Annotated in this window: 2 protein-coding genes and 1 pseudogene; 1 reads left to right on the top strand and 2 read right to left on the bottom strand. The window is 73.5% G+C overall.

The window, feature by feature from the left end:
* Together ACTS11_RS13580 and ACTS11_RS13575 are read right to left on the bottom strand one after the other, a co-directional pair.
* Positions 1-882, bottom strand: a pseudogene (locus ACTS11_RS13580) (hypothetical protein); the annotation flags it as partial.
* Between the two features lie 100 nt (positions 883-982).
* Positions 983-1,705 carry a uroporphyrinogen-III synthase gene (locus ACTS11_RS13575; RefSeq protein ID WP_442640841.1) on the bottom strand — a complete coding sequence of 241 codons (723 nt, stop codon included), beginning with the start codon at positions 1,703-1,705 and terminating at the stop codon, positions 983-985.
* Between the two features lie 56 nt (positions 1,706-1,761).
* Between ACTS11_RS13575 and ACTS11_RS13570 the strand changes: the two genes are divergently transcribed.
* A partial coding sequence (locus ACTS11_RS13570; RefSeq protein ID WP_442640840.1) for a tRNA (adenosine(37)-N6)-threonylcarbamoyltransferase complex transferase subunit TsaD occupies positions 1,762-2,345 on the top strand: 584 nt, incomplete at its 3' end.

Genomic DNA, 2,345 nt, shown 5'->3' with positions numbered 1-2,345 from the left:
GGCGAGGCGCGCGGCCTCCTCCTCCTGGGCGCGGACGCGCTCCTCCATGGCTGCGACGGCCTCGGCGGCCTCGGCCGCATCTGCGGACACGTCGCCTGAGAAGACCGGCCGCTCCTCCAGCGTCGCGACGCGGCCAGTCAGGGTCTCGATGGCGGCCGCCGTCTCGTCGAGCCGCGCGCCGATGGCGTCGATCCGGTCCGTCACGGGGGAGAGGTCCACGGCCGGTGCCTCGGTCGGCGCCATCTCGGCCAGTTGCGCCTGGAGCGTGGCCAGCGTCTCGGACTGCTGGGCGAGCGTCGCCTCGATCTGCGCGGTGCCGTCGTCGGCGCCGCCGAGGCCGGGAATGACCTCGTAGACGCTGGCCAGATACCCGAGGCCGGCCGCGACCACGCCGCCGAGCACCAGCGGCACGAAGCCCGGGCCGGTGCGCTCCACGATGGTGCGGGTCTCGACGGTGCGCGTTTCGGCGGCGGCGGGTTCGGCGGGCGTCTCGAGATCGGGCGGAGGCTCGCTTGCACTCTCTGCCGGTGCGGCGTCGGTCGAGGCCTCCGTGTCGCCCTCGGCGTCTCGCGCGGCGTCGGGGTCGCTTGTATCTTCTTCGACGGCGGCTTCGGTCGTCTCCGACATGGCCGCCTCGGGGTCCTGCGGCTCACCCTCGGGCGGCACGTGGCTGTCCGGCTCCGTCAGTTCGGCCTCAGTGACGGGTTCCCTGACGGGTTCCGCGACGGTCTCCTCCGCCGCGGGTTCGACGCGGCCCGCGTCCTCGGTGGCCTCCGGTGTATCGGTGGCGGCCCCGCTCTCGGTGTTCTCCGCAAGCTCGTCGCGCGGTGCGTCCTCTTGCTGATCCTTGCCCCCGGCACGCTTGGAAGATCGTCTCGCCACGCCATCTGTCCTTCGAGTTGTACAGACCTTGAGTGTCTAACTAGCCTGACACAGGGCCCGAGTCAGCCCCCCTCAACCTGTCACGGCAGTCAAGCCCCCGCTAGGTGAAAATCCGTCGCGCGATGTCGTCGAGCAGCGCTTCGGCGTCCGGCCGCGCGGCGATGTCGGTCGCTCCGTGCCATCCGGGCGGCAGCGCGTCGCGCACGGCGGCACTCAACGCGAAGAGGTGCATCCCCGCCGGGTCCACCCCGATCACGGGCTCCGCCGCCTCGCGGAAGAGCGCGGCGCTGCGCGGCGAGAAGAGCGGCACGAGGAGCGGGCGCGCAGCCAGCGCATCGAAGAAGACCGTGTCGGGCGGCACCGCGCGCTGGTCGTAGACCTCGGTTCCGCGCGCGTCGATTCCGGCCGCGGCGAGGCGCGGCACCACGTCGCCGCGCTGGTGAACGCCGTGCAGGTGCAGGAGCGGGCCTTCCGGCCGCAGATCGACGAGCCGTTCCACGAGTTCGTCCGCGGTCTCTCCGGCCATGACGGCGTCGAAACCCGCGAGCGCCGCCGCCTCCGCCGTGCGCGCCCCGATGCAGTAGGCACGGAGCCCATCGCCGGGCGAGGCCCGCGCGACGGCGTTGCCGGAGGTGAAGATCGCCGCGCCGAGCCCGTCGAGCACGGGCGGCGCACCTGTGGGCACCACCTCCATCAAGGGGGCGATCACGACCCGCGCACCGGGCCAGCGCGCCGCTATTTCGAGGGCGAAGCGCATCGACGCGGCGCGCGGCCGGGTCAGCAGCAGGGTGGGCGCGGCGGCCCCGTCGTCATTGTAAGCCATCGGTGCGAGTGTTACCTGCCCTCCACCCGCATGACAACGCGCCGGACCCGACGCCCGTGCCCCGACCGATCCACATCCTCGGCCTCGAATCGAGCTGCGACGACACCGCGGCGGCGGTCCTGCGCGCCTCGGAGGGGGAGGCGACGATCCTCTCCTCCGTGGTGTTGGGCCAAGGCGACCTGCACGAGGCCTATGGCGGCGTCGTGCCCGAGATCGCCGCGCGCGCCCATGCCGAGCGTCTCGACCTCGCCGTGGAGAAGGCGCTGGACACGGCGGGCCTCAGGCTGGGCGAGATCGACGCCGTCGCGGTGACGGCGGGCCCCGGGCTGATCGGGGGCGTGCTCTCGGGCGTCATGACGGCCAAGGGCCTCGCCATGGGCCTCGGCAAGCCGCTGCTGGGGGTGAACCACCTCGCGGGGCACGCGCTGACGCCGCGGCTGACGGATGGGGCGGCGTTTCCCTACCTCCTCCTCCTCGTCTCGGGCGGGCATTGCCAGATCCTGCGCGTCGAGGGCCGTGACAGCTTCGCGCGCCTCGGCGGCACGATCGACGACGCGCCGGGCGAGGCCTTCGACAAGGTCGCGCGCCTCCTCGGCCTGCCGCAGCCCGGCGGCCCCTCGGTCGAGGCGGCGGCGGAGGG

Source organism: Roseicyclus sp., assembly GCF_052168335.1.
Lineage (GTDB): Bacteria > Pseudomonadota > Alphaproteobacteria > Rhodobacterales > Rhodobacteraceae > Roseibacterium.
This window is presented reverse-complemented; position numbering and strand designations above follow the sequence as displayed.